The organism is Jannaschia sp. S6380, assembly GCF_023015695.1.
Classification (GTDB): Bacteria; Pseudomonadota; Alphaproteobacteria; order Rhodobacterales; family Rhodobacteraceae; genus Jannaschia.
In genome coordinates, this window is the sequence record NZ_JALKAS010000001.1 from 631,050 (window position 1) to 648,723 (window position 17,674).

Below are 17,674 nucleotides of genomic sequence, written 5' to 3' on the forward strand. Positions count from 1 at the left end.
CGACATGAACGACATGCGACTGACGGAGAGAGCCGTGGACCAGCAGAACATCAAGATCGCGGCACGGGGCGTCCATGTCTTCTATGGCGATACGCATGCCATCAAGGACGTGAATGTCGACATTTCCGACAAGACCGTCACCGCTTTCATCGGGCCGTCGGGCTGCGGCAAGTCGACGTTCCTGCGCTGCATCAACCGGATGAACGACACCATTCCGATCGCGCGGGTCGACGGCGATATCCGTATCGACGGCGAGGACATCTATGACAAGCGTGTCGATCCGGTGCAGTTGCGCGCCAAGGTCGGGATGGTGTTCCAGAAGCCGAACCCGTTCCCGAAGTCGATCTACGACAATGTGGCCTATGGCCCTCGCATCCATGGGCTGTCGACGGACAAGGCCGATCTGGACGCCATCGTCGAGAAGTCGCTGCGCCGCGCGGCACTCTGGGATGAGGTGAAGGACCGGCTGACGGCGCCCGGGACCGGACTTTCGGGCGGCCAGCAGCAGCGGCTCTGCATCGCGCGGGCCGTTGCCACCAGTCCGGAGGTACTGCTGATGGACGAGCCCTGTTCGGCGCTCGATCCGATCGCGACCGACCAGGTCGAGAACCTTATTCATGAGCTGCGTAAGAACTACAGCGTGGTGATCGTGACCCATTCCATGTCGCAGGCCAGCCGCGTGAGCCAGAAGACCGCATATTTCCATCTGGGCGAAATGGTCGAGTACGGGGACACCGGCAATATCTTCACCAACCCGCAGGACGAGCGGACCGAGAACTACATCACCGGAAGGATCGGGTGAGTACATGAACCAGAACCCCCACATCTCGCGCGCATTCGACCGCGACCTCGAAGCGATCCAGGCCCTTATCATGAAGATGGGCGGCATGGTGGAGCAGGCGATCGGCGATGCAACGACGGCGTTGATCGACGGGGATGCCGAACTGGCGAACGCCACCCGCAAGGGCGACCGCGCCATCGACGACCTGGAGGTTCGCGTGAACGAGGAGGCGGCCCGCGTCATCGCGCTGCGCCAGCCGATCGCGACCGACCTGCGGACGGTCCTGACGGTGTTCCGCATTTCGGCGGCGCTGGAACGGGTCGGGGACTACGCGAAGAACATCGCGAAACGGTCTGAAATCCTTCAGGAACTGCATCAGGTGGATGGGGGGACGGCATCGCTCAAGCGCATGTCGAAGGCTGTTCAGCTGATGCTGAAGGACGCGCTGGACGCCTATATCCAACGCGACTCGGACCTCGCGCGGGATGTCCGGGCCCGCGACGAGGAGGTCGACCAGATGTATAACGGGCTGTTCCGCGAGTACCTGACGCACATGATGGAAGACCCGCGCAACATCACCGCCTGCATGCACCTTCACTTCATGGCCAAGAATATCGAACGCATGGGCGATCTGGTCACCGGCATCGCCGAGCAGGTCATATACCTCGTGACCGGCGAGATGCCGGACGATGAACGCTCCAAGGCCGATGTGACGAGCACGGCCAGGGGCGGGCAGGTCAGCTGACATGACGACGCGACCCTCCGTCCTCGTGGTGGAAGACGAGGCGCCGCAACGCGAAGTGCTGGTCTACAACCTGGAGGCCGAGGGCTACGACGTGCGCCAGGCCGGGTCCGGCGACGCGGCACTGGACCTGGCGCGGGAGGACCACCCGGATCTCGTCCTCCTCGACTGGATGCTGCCGGAGGTGTCGGGCATCGAGGTCTGCCGCCGGCTGAAGGCCACGCCCGAGACGCGCGGCATACCCGTCATCATGATCTCTGCCCGGTCCGAGGAGGTCGACCGCGTCCGCGGGCTGGAGACCGGGGCCGACGACTACATGGTCAAGCCGTATTCCGTGGTCGAACTGATGGCCCGCATCCGAACCCAGCTTCGCCGCGTGCGTCCGGCCTCGATGGGCGAGCGGCTGGAGTTCGAGGACGTGACCGTCGACACCGCGGAGCATCGCGTCTTTCGCAATGGCAACGAGCTGCATCTGGGCCCGACGGAATTCCGTTTACTGACCACGTTCATGGAGCGGCCGGGCCGCGTCTGGTCGCGTGACCAGTTGCTCGACCGGGTTTGGGGCCGCGACATCTATGTCGACAGCCGTACGGTCGATGTCCACGTCGGAAGACTGCGGAAGGCGCTGCGCGGCGCGACGGGGCAGGACGACCCGATCCGGACGGTGCGCGGCGCGGGATACGCCTTGGGTTGATGTCAATCGGCTCACCTTTAAGTCCGGTAATCAGAATTATGTAAAATACCGACGTGCCTAATCCAGCTTCGCGCGGTGGCGAAGCCAGCGCATCAGACGCTCGCGTTCCTGCTCCCCGATACCGGCCAGCAACCTCTCGTTATATTCCGCCGCCAGGTTGCTGAGCGTCTCGTATGTCGATGTGCCGTGATTGGTCAGCGCCAGCCTATCCTGCCGTCGATCTTCCAGCGGCTCCCGTCGCAACATTCGTGACCGCTCCAGCCGCGCGACCGCGCGGCTGATCTTGGTCTTGTGCAGATGCGACCGCGCGCCGATCTCGGACGCGGTCATCGGGCCGTAGCGCCCGAGGTGAAACAGCACGCGCCAATCCGTGCGCAGCATGCCGTACCTGGTCCGGTACTCCTTTCGAAAACCTTCCGAAATCTCCTCGGCGGCTTGGGTCAGCAGATATGGCAGAAAGTCACGCATCTCGATCCGCGGCATGGCTCGGCCCTTGTTAGTTACATATGTAACGACTATGCCCGGCCGAAGCGGAGGATGCGATGGAAGACTTGCAGGCGGCAGCGGCTGATCAGATCCGGTACATGCCCGGGTTCGGGAACGATTTCGAGACCGAGGCCCTGCCAGGCGCGCTGCCCCAGGGTATGAACAGCCCGCAACGCTGCAACTACGGCCTCTATGGCGAGCAGCTTTCGGGAACCGCCTTCACCGCGCCGCGGGGCGAGAACGAGCGGACCTGGTGCTATCGCATCCGCCCTTCGGTCAAGCATTCCGGCCGATATGAACGGATCGACCTGCCGTACTGGAAATCCGCGCCGCTCGTAGACCCGGACGTGGTCTCGTTGGGCCAGTACCGCTGGGATCCGGTGCCGCATTCCGACGCGCCGCTCGATTGGCTGACGGGCATGCGGACGATGACGACGGCGGGTGACGTGAACACCCAGATCGGCATGGCGAGCCACATCTATGTCGTCACGCAAAGTATGGAAAACGAATACTTCTATTCCGCCGACAGCGAGCTTCTCGTGGTCCCGCAGGAAGGTCGGCTGCGCTTTGCGACCGAACTTGGGGTCATCGACCTGGCGCCGCAGGAAATCGCGATCATCCCGCGCGGGCTGGTCTACCGGGTTGAACTTCTGGAAGGTCCCGCGCGCGGCTTCGTATGTGAGAATTACGGTCAGAAGTTCGCGCTGCCCGACCGCGGCCCGATCGGCGCGAACTGCATGGCGAACCGGCGCGACTTCAAGACGCCCGTCGCCGCGTTCGAGGACCGGGAGGTGCCGTCACGCCTGACGATCAAATGGGCCGGCACGTTCCACGCTTGCGACATCCCGCAATCGCCGCTCGACGTGGTGGCCTGGCACGGGAACTACGCGCCGATGAAATACGACCTGAACACCTATTGCCCGGTGGGCGCGATCCTGTTCGACCACCCGGACCCGTCGATCTTCACGGTGCTGACCGCGCCTTCGGGCACGCCGGGCACCGCCAATATCGACTTCGTCCTGTTCCGCGACCGCTGGATGGTGGCCGAGGATACGTTTCGCCCGCCCTGGTACCACAAGAACGTCATGTCGGAGCTGATGGGCAACATACACGGCCAGTATGACGCCAAGCCGCAGGGCTTCGTGCCCGGCGGCATGTCGCTCCATAACATGATGCTGCCGCACGGCCCCGACCGGCAGGCGTTCGAGGGGGCATCGCGCGCGGAGTTGAAGCCGGTGAAGTTGGAGGACACGATGTCCTTCATGTTCGAGACGCGCTTTCCGCAGCACCTGACCCCGTTCGCCGCGACCGAGGCGCCGTTGCAGGACGACTACGTCGATTGCTGGGCCGATCTGCCCAAGCTGTTCGACGGTACGCTGGGGCGCAAGTGATTCTGGCGAGCTATCCCGACGGTCGCGACGGGTCCGCGCGGATCGTGGCACCCAATCGGGCGACCGCCCGGCCGGTCGGCGCATCCTTCGCCGACATGATCGACGGGCATCCCATGACGGCGGGCGATCCGGCGCCGTTCGACATCGCGCGCTGCGCGGCTCCCCTGCCCCGTGCGCGGCAATTCCTGGACGGCTCGGCCTATGTGAACCATGTCGAGCTGGTCCGACGCGCGCGTGGGGCCCAGATGCCGGCAAGCTTCTGGACCGATCCGCTGATGTATCAGGGTTGTGCCGATCCGTTCCTGGGGCCGACCGATCCGATCCGAAGCGATCCCGCCTGGGGAACCGACTTCGAGGCGGAGATCGCCGTGATAACAGGCGAAGTGCCCGCGGGGGCGGATGTCGAGACCAGTCGCGCGGCCATCCGATATCTCGTCCTTCTGAACGACATTTCGCTGCGTGACCTGATCCCGGCCGAACTCGCCAAGGGCTTCGGTTTCGTCCAATCCAAGCCGCCCTCGTCCCTGTCTCCGCTGGTGCGCAGCGTCGACGACATGCCGGGTTGGGACGGCGACCGACTGCATGTCACGATGTGTGTCGACCGGAACGGCGCGCCTTTCGGGCGGCTTGACGCGGGAGCCGACATGACGTTCGGCTTCCCGCAACTGATCGCCCATGCCGCAAGGACCCGCCCCCTGCCCGCCGGCACGGTGATCGGGTCGGGCACGGTGTCCAACAAGCTGGATGGCGGGCCGGGCCGGACGGTCGACGATGGCGGCGCGGGTTATGCCTGTATCGCCGAACAGCGGATGGTCGAGACGATCCGCGACGGACAGGCCCGGACGCCCTGGCTGCAGCCCGGCGACCGGGTCAGGATCTGGGCCGAGGCGGACGGGCAGGACCTGTTCGGGGCCATCGAACAGGAGGTGATCGAATGACGAAAGCGAGATGGACCGCTCCGGGCCTCGCGCTCGCGGTTTGCGTGGGTGGCGGGGCCCTGGCGCAGGAGGCGGATATTGAAGCGCTTGCCCGCGACTACGTGATGCTGCCGGCGAATCACGCGATGATGGATCAGATGCTGGGCGCCGATACGCTGGCGGCCCAGTTCGCGGCCAGCCTTCCGCCGCAGGTCGATCTGCGCCCCGAGACGATGGCCGAGGTCGGGGTGCTGATGGAGGAGACGATGGCCCCCCTGCGCCCGCGCATGGAGGAACTGATGGTCGAAGGGGCCGCCGAGACCTTCAGCGAGGCGGAACTGCGCGCGCTGATCAACTTCTATTCCACCCCCGAGGGAGAGGGTGTCCTGATGAAGATGCAACCCTACTTCACCCGGACCATGGGCGAACTGACCCCGGAGATCATGGCGGCCATGTCGACCCGTCAGGATGACCTTATGGCCATCATGGAAGAGGATCTGCAATGAGCCCGAAGGCCTTCGCATCCGCCGGCGACCTGGAGGAGAAGCCCACGTCCTTCACCGAGATCGGCCCCGGCCTCTATGCCTTCACCGCCGAGGGGGATCCGAATTCCGGCGTTATCATCGGTGACGACGGCGTGATGGTCGTCGAGGCCCAGGCCACGCCGCGACTGGCGCGCAAGGTGATCGAGTGCATCCGTACCGTCACCGACAAGCCGATCACGCATCTTGTCCTGACCCACTATCATGCGGTCCGGGTGCTCGGCGCCTCGGCCTATGGTGCGCCGACCATCATCATGTCCGAACCCGCCCGCGCCATGGTGGCCGAACGCGGGCAGGAGGATTGGGACAGCGAATTCGACCGCTTTCCCCGTCTGTTCCAGGGGCATGAGGAAATCCCCGGCCTCACCTGGCCCACCACGACCTTCAAGGGACGGATGACGGTCTATCTGGGCCAGCGCCGCATTGACATAATGCAACTCGGGCGCGCGCATACGGCGGGCGATGCCGTCGTCTACGTGCCCGATGCAAACGTGATGTTCACGGGCGATATCGTTGAAGATCACTCCGCATGCTATTGTGGCGACGGATATTTCCATGACTGGCCCGGCACGCTCGACGCGATCCGCGCCTGGGAGCTGGACGCCATCGCGCCGGGCCGGGGTGGCGCGCTCAGCGGGCGCGACCGGGTGAATGGCGCGCTCGACAGCACGACGGATCTCGTGACTTCGACCTATCGCTCCGTCGCCCGCGTGGCCCTCGGGGGCGGCACGCTGGCCGAGGCGATGGCGGCCTGCCGCGCGGTCTGCGACCCGAAGTTCGGCGACTACGCCATCTACGAGCATTGCCTGCCGTTCAATGTCGCCCGCGCCTATGACGAGGCGCGCGACATCCTGCATCCGCGTATCTGGACGGCCGAGCGCGACAAGGCACTCTGGGCGGCGCTTCAGGACGGCTGACATGCTGGACGACGGCCCCCTGCTCTACCCCTACGCTCGCAGCGTCGATCAGGACCGGGTCGCGCATCATCCCGTGGTGGTTGTCGGCGGCGGTCCGGTGGGCCTTGCCCTCGCGCTCGACCTAGGCCTGCGCGGCACGCCCGTCCTGCTCCTCGACGATCAGGAGGGCGCGGGCGAGGGAAGCCGCGCGATCTGTTTCGCACGCCGCACGCTGGAGATCGCCGATCGTCTGGGCGTGGGCCGGGCCATGCGGGAAAAAGGCGTGGAATGGCGGGTGGGTAAGGTCTTTCACGATGCGGACCTCCTCTACGAATTCGACCTGGCGCCGGAGGGTGGACACAAGGCGCCTGCCTTCGTGAACCTGCAGCAGCCCTATGTTGAACGGTTCTTGGTCGAGCGGATCCGCGCGGCCGCAGCCGATGGCGCCCCGATCGAGATCCGGGGCGGCAATCGCGTCACCGACCTCACCGCCGGCCACCCCGTCACCCTGGCTGTCGAGACGCCCGGCGGCCCGTACCGCATGACTGCCGACTGGGTCGTCGCGGCCGATGGTGCGCGGTCGCCCCTGCGCGGAATGCTGGGACTGGATTTCGAGGGGCGCGTCTTCGAGGACAATTTCCTGATCGCAGACGTCCGCATGAAAGCCGATTTCCCGACCGAGCGCTGGTTCTGGTTCGCGCCGCATTTCAAGTCGGGCGACAGCGCCCTTCTGCATCGGCAGCCCGATGACGTCTGGCGCATCGACTTTCAACTCGGCTGGGACATCGACCGCCGGGCCGAACTGGCCGAGGATAAGGTCCGCGCCCGCATCGACGCGATGCTGGGCGGTGTCGAATACGATCTCGTCTGGACGTCGATCTATACGTTCCAATGCCGCCGGATGCGCCGGTTTCGGCATGGACCGGTCCTTTTTGCCGGGGACAGCGCGCATCAGGTGTCCCCGTTCGGCGCGCGCGGCGCGAATTCCGGCATCCAGGATGCCGAGAACCTGGCGTGGAAACTGCACATGGTGTCGGGCGGCGCGTCGGAGACGCTTCTGGACAGCTATGCCAGCGAGCGGGAGGCAGCCGCCGACGAGAATATCCTGGCTTCGACCCGATCGACCGACTTCATCACGCCGAAATCTCCGGGAAGCCGCGTGTTCCGCGATGCGGTGCTGTCGCTGGCGCGCGATCACGCGTTCGCCCGGCGGATGGTCAACTCGGGTCGTCTGTCGGTGCCGGCGCGCTATGCCGCGTCGCCGTTGAACGGACCGGACGCCCTGCCCGGCGGCCCCCACGGGACGCGGCCCGGATGCCCCTGCCCCGATGCGCGCGTCGGCAATGGCCACCTGCTGGAACGTCTGACGGGGTTCACGGCCCTGGGGCTCAACGTCGACCCGCCGAATTGCGACGCGACGCGCCTGCGCATCGACGCGGTCGACAGCCCGGACGTCGCCCGCCGCTATCTCGGCGGGGCATCGCAGGCCGTCTATCTGATCCGGCCCGATCAGCACGTGGCCGCCCGGTGGGCCGCCGTGGACAGGGCGGCTTTCGACGCGGCCTTCCGGACGGCGCAGGGGGCAGCGGCATGACCGACTTGATCACGAACCCCAACCTGGACGACCCCGACGCGGCCTATGCCATGTTGATCGCGGCGCATGATGGGCTGGCCGCGCAGGAAAGTGCGGCGCTGAATGCCCGGCTTATTCTGCTTCTGGTCAATCACTTGGGCGATCCAACCCTTCTGGAGCAGGCGTTGCAGGCGGCGCGGCGTTGAAACGCTCGACTGTGGCGTCCCGGTTCTTTACCTTGGGGAAAGAAGGGAATGCGCCAGTGCCTCTCACGGATGCCGAGCGTTTTCTGCATGAGATCACCCGTCTCACTCAGGCGGAGGAGCTCTGGCAGAAGCTGCAGGATCGCATGGCTGGATACGGTTTCGACCGTATCCTCTATGCCGCGACGCGCTTTCGGACCGATCACAGCACCGGCGACATCCGCGATGCGGTCATCCTGACGAACTATCCCAAGGAATTCACCCAAGACTATCTAGACGGCGGACTGTTCCGCAACGCGCCGATGGTCCGCTGGGCGATGGAGAATACCGGCACGCTGTCCTGGGGCGCGATCGCCGACCAGGCCCGCGCCGGCGCCCTGCCCCCCGAGGTGATGCGCGTGGTCGAGTTCAACCGCCAGCATGGGATCGTCGCGGGATACGGGATCAGCTTCCCGCGCATCTCGGCACGGACGGGCCACGGGATCGGGCTGGCGACGACGACCGGCACGCAGGACGATCTGGACGCGCTCTGGGCGGAGAAGGGGCCGGAGATCGAGCTGGTCGCGCATGTCGCGCATCTCACGCTGTTGTCGCTACCGCACGGATTGCACGGGCGCAGCCTGACGCCCCGACAGCGCGAGGCGCTGGAAATGGTGGCGGATGGCAAGACCGTGCAGGACGTGGCGATGCTGATGGGGCGGACGCCCACCACGGTCGAAAAGCACCTGCGCCTGGCGCGCGATGGATTGGACGTGGAGACGACGGCGCAGGCGATCCTGAAATTGGGGTTTCAGAACCAGTTCTTCCGCTATGAGCCGAGCGACGATCCGGCAAGGTAAGGAAAACCCGACTTACCTTCCCCAAGGTCAACTGGCACCCTGACAATGTCTTGTGAGTGATGGCCATTACGCCAGAGACTAATCGGACGGCGCAGTTCCGGCGCATTCACCGGATCCCGTCGGCCGCCGGATGAATTCCGGACCGGTGAGGTTCCGGGGCATTCTTCCCCGGGGCCGAGCCCAGTTCGGGGCGCTATTCTCTCCCCTTCGACGAGCCCCGAAACGAATGCGGCGCCAGGATTTTGACCCTGGCGCCGCCTTTTCGGTACGTCTGACCTGCGTCAGCCCTGAGCGGCCTTGGCAACCTCGGCCGCGAAATCTTCCTGGACCTTCTCGATGCCTTCCCCGACCTCAAGCCGGACGAAGCCCGTCACCTCGACGCCGGCCTCTTCCGCGGCCTGGGCCACGGTCAGGTCGGGATTGACGACGAATTGCTGGTTCAGAAGCGTGACCTCGGCCATGTACTTCTTCATCCGGCCCTCGATCATCTTCTCGATCACCTGCTCGGGCTTGCCGCTCTCGCGGGCGATGTCGATCTGAACCTGACGCTCCTTGTCGACGATCGCGGCATCCAGATCAGCCTCGGACAGCGCGGCCGGGTTGGCCGCCGCGACATGCATCGCGACCTGCTTGCCGAAGGCATCGTTTTCCGCCGACAGCGCGACCAGCACGCCGATCTTGCCCATGCCGGGGGCGGCGGCGTTGTGGACATAGGTCACGACCGACTTGCCCGACAGATGCTCCATCCGGCGGATGGCCATATTCTCGCCGATGGTGGCGATCTTGTCGGTCAGGATGTTCTCGACCGTCTTGCCGTCGATCTCCGCCGCTTTCAGCGCGTCGACATCGCTGACGTTCAACGCGGCCTTGGCGAAATCCGAGACCATCTTCTGGAAGTCGGCGTTCTTGGCGACGAAATCCGTCTCGGAATTGACTTCGAGCGCGACGGCATAGCCGCCCTCGACGGCAACGGCCACCAGGCCCTCGGCCGCGGTCCGGCCGGATTTCTTGGCAGCCTTGGCAAGGCCCTTGGTGCGCAGCCAGTCGACGGCGGCTTCCATGTCGCCATCGGTCTCGGTCAGCGCCTTCTTGGCGTCCATCATGCCCGCGCCGGTCGTGTCGCGCAGTTCCTTCACCTGTGCAGCGGTGATCGCCATGGTCCTGTCTCCTTGAAAATCAGATCTGGGCGCGGCCCGACGACCGCGCCCGATAGCCGTTCCGCGGCGAAGGCCTCAGGCCTCGGCCGGGGCTTCCTCGGCGGGGGCGTCGCCCTCGGGCTCCACGGCTTCGCCGGGATCGACGTTCTCGTCCACACCCTCTTCCATGGCGCCAATATCGACGCCGGCGGCGCCCAGCTGCGCCGACATGCCGTCGAGCGCCGCGCGCGCAACGAGGTCGCAGTAGAGCGCGATCGCACGTGCCGCATCGTCATTGCCCGGAATGATGTAGTCCACGCCGTCGGGCGAGCAGTTGGTGTCGACGACGGCCACGACCGGGATGCCCAGTTTCTTGGCTTCAGCGATGGCCAAGTCTTCCTTGTTGACGTCGATCACGAACAGGAGGTCCGGCAGGCCGCCCATCTCGCGGATGCCGCCCAGCGATGCCTGCAGCTTCTGCTGGTCACGCTCCATGCCGAGGCGTTCCTTCTTGGTCAGGCCCTCGAACCCGGTATCCATCGCTTCGTCGATCGACTTCAGACGGTTGATCGAGTTCGATACCGTCTTCCAGTTGGTCAGCGTGCCGCCCAGCCAGCGGTGGTTCATGTAATACTGCGCACAACGCTCGGCCGCCTCGGCGACGGGTTTCTGCGCCTGGCGCTTGGTGCCCACGAACAGCACGCGACCGCCGCGGGCGACGGTGTCGCGGACGGCCTGAAGCGCTTGGTCGAGCATGGGGACGGTCTGGGTCAGATCCATGATGTGAATCCCGTTCTTGGCACCGTAGATGTACGGGCCCATGCGGGGATTCCAGCGCTGGGTCTGGTGGCCGAAGTGAACGCCCGCTTCGAGAAGCTGACGCAGAGAGAAATCAGGCAATGCCATCCTGTTGATACCTTTCCGGTTTCGATCCTCGGCGAGGGATCAGAGCCTGGGCTCAACCGGTGGACCGTCGGGGGATGTCTCCCCCCGGGGCCCGCCCTCGCCTGTGAAGTGCGCGCGTCCTAGGCCATCGAAGGACGCGCTGCAAGCCGTAATGCGCATGTATCGGCTGCGTCCGACCCGCGCATGCGGGGGCCGGATGCGGTCAGGGGATGATGCGGCTGTATTTCTGCCCTTCGAGCGAGGCACCTGCCAGCAGGCCCGCCTGGCCGAAGATTACCGCGATCACCGGCGTCAGCAGCGAGGTCGTGTCGGTCGTGATCGCGCGCGCATTGGACGAGACCGCGTATTCCAGATCCGCGCCCGCGGTCCAACCCGGCGAGGTGCGGAAGTTCATCAGCGCGGGCTGCGTCATGAAGAACAGGGCGTGGCTGTACTGCTGGCCACCTGCCTGCAAACCGAAGGACAGCTCGCTGGTGGAATAGTAATCGACGGTAACATCGTCGATCCGCAGCGCACCACGGCCATAGGCGCCGCCAAGGCCGAAGCCGGCCTCGGTCACGACGGGCATCATCAGGATCCCGGCGGCCTTGCCGGCCAGGACCTGCGTATCCGGCAAGGTGGCGTACATGAAGTTGAAGGCGGCGTCAACGCGCCCGTCGATGCGTTCAGCGCCGGCACTGCCGACACCATTGCCACAGGCGGTGACGGCTGCGGTTGTCGAAGCCGCCGCGAGAAAGCGGCGACGCGTGAATGCGGTCATGGGGTCTGTCCTGTCCAAAGTCTGCTCATAAGCCGAGGTCTGACGCCCCGGTCTGCGCGGGCAGGATAGCAAGGGGGGGCGAAGCTGTCACGTGGGGAATGCGGGGTGGGTGTCGGGTTGTGGGTGGGTGGTGGGTTTGCGGGACGGCGCTGCCTCTCGTCGTTTATTTCCGAAAGGCTGCTTTTCCCCGAATGCATTTGTCATATCGTTAAGTAACTGAGTTCACATACCGAGGTTCCTATGCTCGATACGACTGGCTTGGCTGCGATCCTTGCCGCCTTCTTTATCGTCGCCGTATCTCCAGGCCCCGCGACGCTCGCCGTCAGCACGGTATCGGCCGCTTCCGGGCGTCGCAGCGGAATGCTATTCGGATTTGGGTTGGGTGCTGGGCTCGCATTCTGGGGCCTGGTGGCTGCAACTGGGCTGGGCGCGATGCTGCAAGCAACAACATACTTCCTGGCCATAATCAAAGTTGCGGGCGGGCTCTATCTCTTATGGCTAGCCATCGGGTCGGCTCGCTCCGCATTTCGTTGCAACGCGCTCTCCGACGATCCTGCTGACGGAAAGAACGCGATCAATGAAGGTCGCTGGTTCGTGCGCGGACTTATCCTGAACCTATCGAATCCAAAGGCCGTTATTGCGTGGATGGCGGCATTGTCTGTCGGCATGGGTGCTGAGAGTGGTTGGTTTGGCATCGCCGTTGCGACCGGAGCCTGCGCAGTCATCGGGTTTGCGATCTACACTGCCTACGCAGCAGCTTTTTCCATGTCTGCCGTCAGGCGTACCTATACCCGTGTTCGGCGTCAGGTTGATGGAGCGGTCGCCGCGCTTTTTGCTGTCGCCGGACTAAGACTTCTCCGTTCGGCCTTCTCGCGAGTTTAGCGACGATCCGAATCTCGTTGCATTCGTTTCATCGCCAAAGCAGTCGTTCGTGCCAACCGCAGCATCTGTTAATTTGGGCTCAAAACCGGACCCCCGCCCCCGCCTCCCCTACCCGTTCCCCCACGGATCATCGGACCGGTCGCGATCGGGGCCATCCCGCGCAATCCGTAGGCCGTCGGGCGCGACGTCCGGGAAGGCGCCGGCGAACCGGGCAGCTTGTCGTGCCGTCCAGCGGAGGGTGAATTGGGTGCCGTCGTCGGACGGCATCTCGGCCAAGACCGCGCCCTCCTCGTGCAGCCAGGCGCGGGCGCGGCCGGCGGCGAAGGGAAGTGTCAGCGCGGTCTCGGTCAGGGTTTCGGTCAGGTCGTCGGCCGCGCGGTCCAGAAGCGCGTCGAGCCCCTGCCCCGTCAGCGCCGACCCCAGATAGACGTCGTCGCGACGGGCGGCGAGGTTGCCGACCGTCTCCGCCGCGTCGGGCGGCAGCGCGTCGGCCTTGTTCCACATCTCGATCCGGGGGATGTCCGTGTCGACGCCCAGACCTTCGAGGATGGTCTCGACATCGTGGGCCTGTTCCTCGGTCTCGGGGTGGCTGATGTCGCGAACGTGTACGATCAGGTCGGCATCCAGCACCTCCTCCAGCGTGGCGCGGAAGGCGGCGACCAGTTGCGTCGGCAGGTCGGAGATGAAGCCCACCGTGTCCGACAGGATGACGTTGAGCCCGTGCGGCAGTTCGACCGCGCGCATGGTGGGGTCGAGCGTGGCGAAGAGCATGTCCTTGGCCATCACATCCGCCCCGGTCAGGCGGTTGAAGAGCGTGGATTTGCCCGCATTGGTGTAACCCACGAGCGCCACCACCGGATAGGGCACCTTGGCACGCGCGGCGCGGTGCAATTCGCGGGTCTTGGCGACCTTGCCCAGCTGGCGGCGCAGCTTGGTCATCTGTTCGTCGATGGCACGGCGGTCGGCCTCGATCTGGGTCTCGCCGGGACCGCCGACGAAGCCGAGGCCGCCGCGCTGCCGCTCCAAATGGGTCCAGGCACGGACGAGGCGCGTGCGCTGATAGCTGAGCGCGGCCAGTTCGACCTGCAGCACGCCCTCGCGGGTGGCGGCGCGATCGGCGAAGATTTCGAGGATCAGGCCGGTGCGGTCCAGCAGCTTGACCTTCCAGGCCTTCTCAAGGTTGCGCTGCTGGACGGGGGTGACGGCACCGTCGATCAGGACCAACTCGATTTCGTCGCCCTCGATCCGGGCGCGAAGTTCGTCGACCTTGCCGGACCCGAACAGCATGCCGGGATGGGGGCGCGGCAGGCGCACGATATCGCCGCCCGCGACCTCCAGCCCCGGCAGGGCATGGGCGAGCGAGATCGCCTCCTCCAGCGCGCGGCGGGGATCGCGGCCGGTGCGGTCGCCGGCGCGGGTGTCGGGATGCAGGACGAGCGCGCGGGTCGGGCGCGCCTCGGTCGAATGCGTGTTGTCAGGTGGATTCGACAGCCGCTTCTTCCCCGCCATCATAGAGCTGGATCGGCTGCGCGGGCATGACGGTGGAAATCGCGCTCTTGTAGACGAGCTGGGACTGACCGTCGCGGCGCAGCAGGACGCAGAAATTGTCGAACCAGGTGATGACGCCCTGCAGCTTGACGCCGTTGATCAGGAAGATCGTCACCGGCACCTTCTGCTTGCGGACCTGATTGAGAAAGGCGTCCTGAAGGTTCTGCTTGTCCGTTGCCATGCCGGTATTCCTGTCCACGCGCCCCGTTCGTCGGAGCGATCCTTGTACCACGCCGACTTTATGGGGCGCTCACGGAAAAGTTTCCACCCCTGAAACACATGAAACTTACGTAGCGTGGCAAGGGGCTGCCGACGCGGTCAGTCGCGCCAGAAGTCGGGGTTGAGAAGCGCGATCAGCGCCAGCGTCTCGAGCCGGCCCAGGACCATGGTGAGCGCGGCGATGATCTTGACCGGATCGGGCAGCGCATTCAGGGCGCCCTGCCCGCCCAGCACCATCTCGGCCAGCGGGCCGGTGGTGGTCAGGCAGGCGACGGCAAGGGCCAGCCCGCCCTCGAAATCGAGACCCGCCAGCGTCATCAGCAGCGTGACGCCCGCGATGGACGTGGCGAAGAGCATGAAGAACACCCACGCCCCCTCGATCCCGCCCTTGGGGATGCGGCCGAGCGCGCCCTTGCCGCCGACGACGGAGCTGGGATGCACAAGCAGGTTCATCTCGCGGCGGCCATGTTCGTAGAGGGTATAGATACGCAGCAGCTTGACGCCCCCCGCGGTCGTCGCCACCCCCCCGCCAAAGACCGCCAGCCCCAGCAGCAGAACGGTGGGCGTGCCCAGGCCCGACCAGTCCTGTGCCTGTTGCCAGTGCGCGCTTTCGAACCCGGTGGTGGTGAGGAAGGACAGAACCGTGAAGGCCGATCCCCAGAGCGCGCCGAACGCGGCGCCGGTATCGGCGATGGCGTCGACCTCGAACGCGCCGATCCAGTGGCGGGCGAACAGCGCGGCGGTCACGACGAGGACGATCAGGCCGGCGATCCGCAGCTCGCGATCGCGGCCGAGGTTCCGGATGCGTTCGGCGTTCATGTCGGTGGTGAAGGTCTGCCGGCTGAGCGCGAAGACCAGGAACAGCGCGACGGCCATCTCGCCCGGGATGGCGGCGGCACTGTCGGCCAGGCCGGTCCCGTCCGTGATGCCCGAAGTGGACAGGGTCGACATCGCGTGGATCAGGGCCGTGGTGCCGCCCTCGCCCAGCCAGACGAGGATCCCCCACAGAAGGAAGGTCAGCGCGACATAGGTGGGCAGCAGCGCCTGGACGGCGCGCACCACGCGCATTTCGGGATCGGCGGTGCGGTCGCGCGTGCGATCGGGGTCGAGGCCGGGCCGGATGGAGGGGTTGCCCTCCGACACCTCGAACCCGCCGAGGTTGAGCGGCGCCAGGATAGCGATGGCCGCGACCCAGACGACCAACCCGCCCTGCCAGGCGACCATGGCGCGCCAGAGATGCACGCTCTCGCCCAGGCGTTCGGGGGCGTAGAGGCTGCCGCCGGTGGTGGTCATGGCGGCGACCATCTCGACATAGGTATTCAGGAACCGCGTGTCGGCCACGATCTGCCAGAGCGGAAGTGCCGCCATCGCGGGCAGGACGGTGAAGGCGGCGAAAAGCGCCAGCAGATGGCTGCGCGTTACGTTGGACGAGGCACGGCGCGCCGTCGCCACGCCCAGCGCCGCCAGAAGCGCCAGGAGGAGCGTGGCCGAATAAAAGAAGGCGCGTGCCTCGGCATGGGCGTCCGTCACCGAGGCATGGATGGCAGGCAGGTACATCGACGCCGCCAGCGTGCCTGCCAGCAGAACGGGAAGCGGCACGCGGCGCAGCGGGCCGGTCATCGCGTGGGACGGGGCGCCGGCCGGACGGGCATCCGCGGGCGCGGCATCAGAAGAAGTCCACCTGGACCTGCAGGAGGCGCTCGACCTCCGGCACGTCGTCGGACAGCGCGAAGATGACGACCACGTCCCCCTCCTCGATCCGCGTCCCGCCTTCGGGTCGGATCACGCGACCGTCGGCCTTGGCGATGGTGCCGACCAGCGCCCCTTCGGGAAAGGCGATGTCGCGGATCGCGCGGCCGGTCATGGGCGAGGTCGAGAGAACCTGCGCCTCGATCACCTCGGCCTCGGCGTCGCCCACGGAATAGACGTTGCGGACCCGCCCGTGGCGCACATGCCGCAGGATCGAGCTGACCGTCGTCTGCCGCGGATTGACATAGGCGTCGATTCCCAGCGGTTCCATCAGGGGAACCAGGGTGGGGTCGTTGATCAGCGCTATGGTCTTCGAGCAGCCGGCCGCCTTGGCGCGGACGGCCGCCAGCATGTTGGTCTTGTCGTCGTCGGTGACCGTCAGGACGGCATCGGCGCGTTCGATATTGGCCTCGCGCAGCAACTCGATATCCAACCCGTCGCCGGACAGAACGATCGTTCGCTCCAGCGCCTCGGCGGCGCGTTCGGCGCATTTGCGGCTGCGTTCGATCATCTTGGCGCGGATGCGTTCGGGCGCGTTCTCCAGCGCCTCGGCCACGGCGAGGCCAACGTTGCCGCCGCCGATGATGACGACGCGTTCCTGCTTGCGGACCTTGTGGCCGAAGATCTCCTGCGTGCGGGTCAGGTCGTCGGAATGAGACAGGACGTAGATCTGGTCGCCGGCCTTCAGCTGGTCGTTCGGATCCGGCGCGAACAGCCGCCCGCCCTCGCGGCGCACGCCGACGACGACGGCGCGCAGGGTGCTGAACAGCTCGCTCAGCTGGCGCAGCGGCGTGTCGAGGACGGGGCAGTCCTGGTCGAGGAGCAGGCCGATGAACGTGGCGCGCCCCTCGACGAATTCCTCGACGTCGAACGCCTCGGGCGCGCGCAGGCGGCGCAGGGCGGCCTCGGCCACCTCGCGCTCGGGCGAGATGACGACGTCGATCGGCAGGTGATCGCGCCGGTAGAGGTCCGCACGGACGGCCGACAGGTAGGATTGCGCGCGCAGACGGGCGATCTTGCGCGGTACGGTGAAGATGGAGTGGGCCACCTGACAGGTGACCATGTTGACCTCGTCAGAATGGGTGGCCGCGATCAGCATGTCCGCATCCTCGGCCCCCGCGCGTTCGAGGACGTCGGGGTAGGACGCGAAGCCGGTGATGCCCTGCACGTCGAGCGAGTCGGTCGCGCGGTGCACCAGTTCGGGGTTGTTGTCGACGATGGTGACGTCGTTGCGTTCGCCCGACAGATGGCGGGCGATCTGCCAGCCGACCTGCCCCGCACCGCAGATGATGACCTTCATGAAGCGCCCTTCGCGGCCCTGGATCAGACGGTTTGGATAGGCGTGGCGGCGCGGGCGGTCAATGTCCGCACTCGGGCCGGACCGCATTGCCGCCGCGCGCCGAGATGCTA

At 66.0% G+C, this 17,674-nt stretch carries 19 protein-coding genes; 11 read left to right on the forward strand and 8 right to left on the reverse strand.

The window, feature by feature from the left end:
- Nucleotides 1–4 precede the first annotated feature (4 nt).
- Genes pstB through phoB form a run of 3 tightly spaced genes read left to right on the forward strand, consistent with a single transcriptional unit; the run spans nucleotide 5 to nucleotide 2,217 of the window.
- On the forward strand, nucleotides 5–802 hold the full coding sequence (gene pstB / locus MWU52_RS03265; protein WP_246949391.1) for a phosphate ABC transporter ATP-binding protein PstB: 798 nt from the start codon (nucleotides 5–7) through the stop codon (nucleotides 800–802).
- A 4-nt stretch (nucleotides 803–806) separates the two neighbouring features.
- Nucleotides 807–1,526, forward strand: a complete 720-nt coding sequence (gene phoU / locus MWU52_RS03270) for a phosphate signaling complex protein PhoU (protein WP_246949392.1) — start codon at nucleotides 807–809, stop codon at nucleotides 1,524–1,526.
- Between the two features lies 1 nt (nucleotide 1,527).
- The gene (gene phoB / locus MWU52_RS03275) at nucleotides 1,528–2,217 is read left to right on the forward strand and encodes a phosphate regulon transcriptional regulator PhoB (RefSeq protein WP_246949394.1); all 690 of its coding nucleotides are present in this window, start codon (nucleotides 1,528–1,530) and stop codon (nucleotides 2,215–2,217) included.
- A gap of 57 nt (nucleotides 2,218–2,274) precedes the next feature.
- Here phoB and MWU52_RS03280 read toward each other — a convergent pair whose 3' ends face one another.
- Nucleotides 2,275–2,685, reverse strand: coding sequence for a MarR family transcriptional regulator (locus MWU52_RS03280; protein WP_246949397.1), 411 nt, complete (start codon nucleotides 2,683–2,685; stop codon nucleotides 2,275–2,277).
- Between the two features lie 74 nt (nucleotides 2,686–2,759).
- On the opposite strand from MWU52_RS03280, the gene hmgA reads away from it, so the two are divergent.
- The 7 genes from hmgA to MWU52_RS03315 are packed head-to-tail and all read left to right on the forward strand — an operon-like array spanning nucleotide 2,760 to nucleotide 9,064.
- Nucleotides 2,760–4,094: a homogentisate 1,2-dioxygenase gene (hmgA, locus tag MWU52_RS03285; protein WP_246949399.1), complete on the forward strand. Its 1,335-nt coding sequence runs from the start codon at nucleotides 2,760–2,762 to the stop codon at nucleotides 4,092–4,094.
- Nucleotides 4,091–5,032 carry a fumarylacetoacetate hydrolase family protein gene (locus tag MWU52_RS03290; RefSeq protein ID WP_246949401.1) on the forward strand — a complete coding sequence of 314 codons (942 nt, stop codon included), beginning with the start codon at nucleotides 4,091–4,093 and terminating at the stop codon, nucleotides 5,030–5,032. The genes hmgA and MWU52_RS03290 overlap by 4 nt, the downstream gene beginning before the upstream one ends.
- Complete coding sequence (locus MWU52_RS03295) at nucleotides 5,029–5,517, forward strand: DUF2059 domain-containing protein (protein WP_246949403.1); 489 nt, start codon at nucleotides 5,029–5,031, stop codon at nucleotides 5,515–5,517. The genes MWU52_RS03290 and MWU52_RS03295 overlap by 4 nt, the downstream gene beginning before the upstream one ends.
- Nucleotides 5,514–6,470: an MBL fold metallo-hydrolase gene (locus MWU52_RS03300; RefSeq protein WP_246949405.1), complete on the forward strand. Its 957-nt coding sequence runs from the start codon at nucleotides 5,514–5,516 to the stop codon at nucleotides 6,468–6,470. Before MWU52_RS03295 ends, MWU52_RS03300 begins: the two co-directional genes overlap by 4 nt.
- 1 nt (nucleotide 6,471) lies before the next feature.
- Nucleotides 6,472–8,043, forward strand: coding sequence for an FAD-dependent monooxygenase (locus MWU52_RS03305; protein ID WP_246949407.1), 1,572 nt, complete (start codon nucleotides 6,472–6,474; stop codon nucleotides 8,041–8,043).
- Nucleotides 8,040–8,228 carry a DUF2783 domain-containing protein gene (locus MWU52_RS03310; protein WP_246949409.1) on the forward strand — a complete coding sequence of 63 codons (189 nt, stop codon included), beginning with the start codon at nucleotides 8,040–8,042 and terminating at the stop codon, nucleotides 8,226–8,228. Before MWU52_RS03305 ends, MWU52_RS03310 begins: the two co-directional genes overlap by 4 nt.
- Nucleotides 8,229–8,284: 56 nt before the next feature.
- On the forward strand, nucleotides 8,285–9,064 hold the full coding sequence (locus tag MWU52_RS03315) for a LuxR family transcriptional regulator (RefSeq protein WP_246949411.1): 780 nt from the start codon (nucleotides 8,285–8,287) through the stop codon (nucleotides 9,062–9,064).
- 281 nt (nucleotides 9,065–9,345) lie between these two features.
- On the opposite strand, the gene tsf is transcribed toward MWU52_RS03315, so the two are convergent.
- From tsf to MWU52_RS03330, 3 genes are all read right to left on the reverse strand, one after another.
- Nucleotides 9,346–10,221, reverse strand: a complete 876-nt coding sequence (gene tsf / locus MWU52_RS03320) for a translation elongation factor Ts (protein WP_246949413.1) — start codon at nucleotides 10,219–10,221, stop codon at nucleotides 9,346–9,348.
- 75 nt (nucleotides 10,222–10,296) lie between these two features.
- Nucleotides 10,297–11,106, reverse strand: coding sequence for a 30S ribosomal protein S2 (rpsB, locus tag MWU52_RS03325; protein WP_246949415.1), 810 nt, complete (start codon nucleotides 11,104–11,106; stop codon nucleotides 10,297–10,299).
- 202 nt (nucleotides 11,107–11,308) lie between these two features.
- The gene (locus tag MWU52_RS03330) at nucleotides 11,309–11,866 is read right to left on the reverse strand and encodes a YSC84-related protein (protein WP_246949418.1); all 558 of its coding nucleotides are present in this window, start codon (nucleotides 11,864–11,866) and stop codon (nucleotides 11,309–11,311) included.
- Between the two features lie 240 nt (nucleotides 11,867–12,106).
- Between MWU52_RS03330 and MWU52_RS03335 the strand changes: the two genes are divergently transcribed.
- Nucleotides 12,107–12,748: a LysE family translocator gene (locus MWU52_RS03335; RefSeq protein WP_246949420.1), complete on the forward strand. Its 642-nt coding sequence runs from the start codon at nucleotides 12,107–12,109 to the stop codon at nucleotides 12,746–12,748.
- A 108-nt stretch (nucleotides 12,749–12,856) separates the two neighbouring features.
- Here the strand turns inward: MWU52_RS03335 and hflX are convergent, their stop codons facing one another.
- From hflX to trkA, 4 genes are all read right to left on the reverse strand, one after another.
- Entirely contained in the window at nucleotides 12,857–14,260 is a 1,404-nt protein-coding gene (gene hflX / locus MWU52_RS03340; protein WP_246949421.1) for a GTPase HflX, read from the reverse strand.
- Nucleotides 14,223–14,477: an RNA chaperone Hfq gene (gene hfq / locus MWU52_RS03345; RefSeq protein ID WP_246949422.1), complete on the reverse strand. Its 255-nt coding sequence runs from the start codon at nucleotides 14,475–14,477 to the stop codon at nucleotides 14,223–14,225. The genes hflX and hfq overlap by 38 nt, the downstream gene beginning before the upstream one ends.
- Before the next feature lie 137 nt (nucleotides 14,478–14,614).
- The gene (locus MWU52_RS03350; protein ID WP_246949423.1) at nucleotides 14,615–16,135 is read right to left on the reverse strand and encodes a potassium transporter TrkG; all 1,521 of its coding nucleotides are present in this window, start codon (nucleotides 16,133–16,135) and stop codon (nucleotides 14,615–14,617) included.
- Nucleotides 16,136–16,181: 46 nt separating this feature from the next.
- Entirely contained in the window at nucleotides 16,182–17,564 is a 1,383-nt protein-coding gene (gene trkA / locus MWU52_RS03355; RefSeq protein ID WP_246949425.1) for a Trk system potassium transporter TrkA, read from the reverse strand.
- Nucleotides 17,565–17,674 lie beyond the last annotated feature (110 nt).

Bases quoted from the DNA above. Each gene is read 5' to 3' on its own strand.
- MWU52_RS03335 (WP_246949420.1), top strand. From the start codon at position 12,107: ATGCTCGATACGACTGGCTTGGCTGCGATCCTTGCCGCCTTCTTTATC.
- MWU52_RS03305 (WP_246949407.1), top strand. From the start codon at position 6,472: ATGCTGGACGACGGCCCCCTGCTCTACCCCTACGCTCGCAGCGTCGAT.
- MWU52_RS03280 (WP_246949397.1), bottom strand. From the start codon at position 2,685: ATGCGTGACTTTCTGCCATATCTGCTGACCCAAGCCGCCGAGGAGATT.
- MWU52_RS03310 (WP_246949409.1), top strand. From the start codon at position 8,040: ATGACCGACTTGATCACGAACCCCAACCTGGACGACCCCGACGCGGCC.
- MWU52_RS03350 (WP_246949423.1), bottom strand. From the start codon at position 16,135: ATGACCGGCCCGCTGCGCCGCGTGCCGCTTCCCGTTCTGCTGGCAGGC.
- rpsB (WP_246949415.1), bottom strand. From the start codon at position 11,106: ATGGCATTGCCTGATTTCTCTCTGCGTCAGCTTCTCGAAGCGGGCGTT.
- pstB (WP_246949391.1), top strand. From the start codon at position 5: ATGAACGACATGCGACTGACGGAGAGAGCCGTGGACCAGCAGAACATC.
- trkA (WP_246949425.1), bottom strand. From the start codon at position 17,564: ATGAAGGTCATCATCTGCGGTGCGGGGCAGGTCGGCTGGCAGATCGCC.
- hmgA (WP_246949399.1), top strand. From the start codon at position 2,760: ATGGAAGACTTGCAGGCGGCAGCGGCTGATCAGATCCGGTACATGCCC.
- MWU52_RS03295 (WP_246949403.1), top strand. From the start codon at position 5,029: ATGACGAAAGCGAGATGGACCGCTCCGGGCCTCGCGCTCGCGGTTTGC.
- phoB (WP_246949394.1), top strand. From the start codon at position 1,528: ATGACGACGCGACCCTCCGTCCTCGTGGTGGAAGACGAGGCGCCGCAA.
- phoU (WP_246949392.1), top strand. From the start codon at position 807: ATGAACCAGAACCCCCACATCTCGCGCGCATTCGACCGCGACCTCGAA.
- MWU52_RS03330 (WP_246949418.1), bottom strand. From the start codon at position 11,866: ATGACCGCATTCACGCGTCGCCGCTTTCTCGCGGCGGCTTCGACAACC.
- tsf (WP_246949413.1), bottom strand. From the start codon at position 10,221: ATGGCGATCACCGCTGCACAGGTGAAGGAACTGCGCGACACGACCGGC.
- hflX (WP_246949421.1), bottom strand. From the start codon at position 14,260: ATGATGGCGGGGAAGAAGCGGCTGTCGAATCCACCTGACAACACGCAT.
- MWU52_RS03300 (WP_246949405.1), top strand. From the start codon at position 5,514: ATGAGCCCGAAGGCCTTCGCATCCGCCGGCGACCTGGAGGAGAAGCCC.
- hfq (WP_246949422.1), bottom strand. From the start codon at position 14,477: ATGGCAACGGACAAGCAGAACCTTCAGGACGCCTTTCTCAATCAGGTC.